Genomic DNA, 1,110 nt, shown 5'->3' on the forward strand with positions numbered 1-1,110 from the left:
CTTCTCGGCCTTGCGCCGCGCAGAAGATCGAGCGGGAGCGGATCGCGCGGCGCAAGGCCGAGAAGGCCGGTCCGATCGCTGCGGGCGGCAAGTTGAGTGGGACCGCCGCGGAACTGCTGGCCGCCGTACGGGCCGTGGAGAGCGGCGCGAAGCCCGCGAGCGCGTACGCCGCACCTCCCTCGCGGAGCGTTCCCGGCACCGGGCGACGTCCTGAGCGGGGGATGCCGGACGGGTCCGCTCCGTCGGCGGTGGGGGACGCCGCGACCACTGGGGAGTTCGGGCCTGGCGGGGGAGATCGCGCCGGGGGAACCACCGGCGTCTCAAGGACCGCCGGAGGCCCGGGGGTTGACACCGGGTTCGGGCCCAGCGGAAGCACGGCTGGCGCGGGCGGCACGGGAAGCGAGGGTGGCTTGAGTGGCACGGGCGGCGTAGGAAGTGCCGCGAGTCCCGGGATTGCCGGGGACCCCCTGGCTGCGCCCTCCGGGGGCGCCGGGAACCCCCTCGCCCCCTCCCCCGCCCTCGTCGATGCCGTCCGGCGTGTCCTCGTCGGTGGGTCCGCGCCGGAGGCCCTGGCGGCGCAGGTCGCGGTGGCTCTCGGAGAGGGGGCGGCGGAGGTGCTGCGGGAGGACCCCTGGCAGTTGCTGCGGGTCTCCGGGGTGCGGCCGGAGCAGGCGGACGGGTTCGCGCGGGCCCTGCTCGGGGCCGAGTGTGGGCCGGCGGACGAGCGGCGGGGGCGTGCGGTGACGCTGTGGCTGCTGGAGCAGGCCGCGATGGCAGGGCACACCGCGCTGGAGCTGTCGGTGTTGACCGGCGCGCTGGCCCAGCGGGGCGTGCCGGACCCCGACGGCGCCGTACAGGACACCGTCGCCGAGGGGGAGGCGCTGATCTTCCAGGACGCGTTGGAGGAACCCGGAGCCGTGCCCGCGCAGGACGACGAGGAGGAGCGTCCCGTCCGTGTGCTGGTCGGCCTCGAACGGTACGCGCTCGCGGAGGAGAGCCTCGCCGACGGACTCGCCCGGATCGTCAACGCGCTCCCCAAGGACGACTCCCCCGCCTGGGAGACCGCCGCCTCCGCCGCACCCCGCAGCGCCGCCGACCTGATCCGCGCCG

Annotated in this window: 2 protein-coding genes; one reads left to right on the forward strand and one right to left on the reverse strand. The window is 76.5% G+C overall.

Annotated elements, in window-relative coordinates; genetic code table 11:
• Window positions 1-199 (reverse strand): hypothetical protein (locus tag AOK24_RS52945; protein WP_420876741.1); only part of this gene is annotated, 199 nt, incomplete at its 3' end.
• Here AOK24_RS52945 and AOK24_RS43730 point away from each other — a divergent pair.
• Window positions 135-1,110, forward strand: a 976-nt coding sequence (locus tag AOK24_RS43730) for a helix-hairpin-helix domain-containing protein (protein ID WP_420876740.1), incomplete at its 3' end; no start/stop codon positions are given. The genes AOK24_RS52945 and AOK24_RS43730 overlap by 65 nt on opposite strands.

The sequence above is a fragment of the Streptomyces niveiscabiei genome, assembly GCF_001419795.1.
Lineage (GTDB): Bacteria > Actinomycetota > Actinomycetes > Streptomycetales > Streptomycetaceae > Streptomyces > Streptomyces niveiscabiei.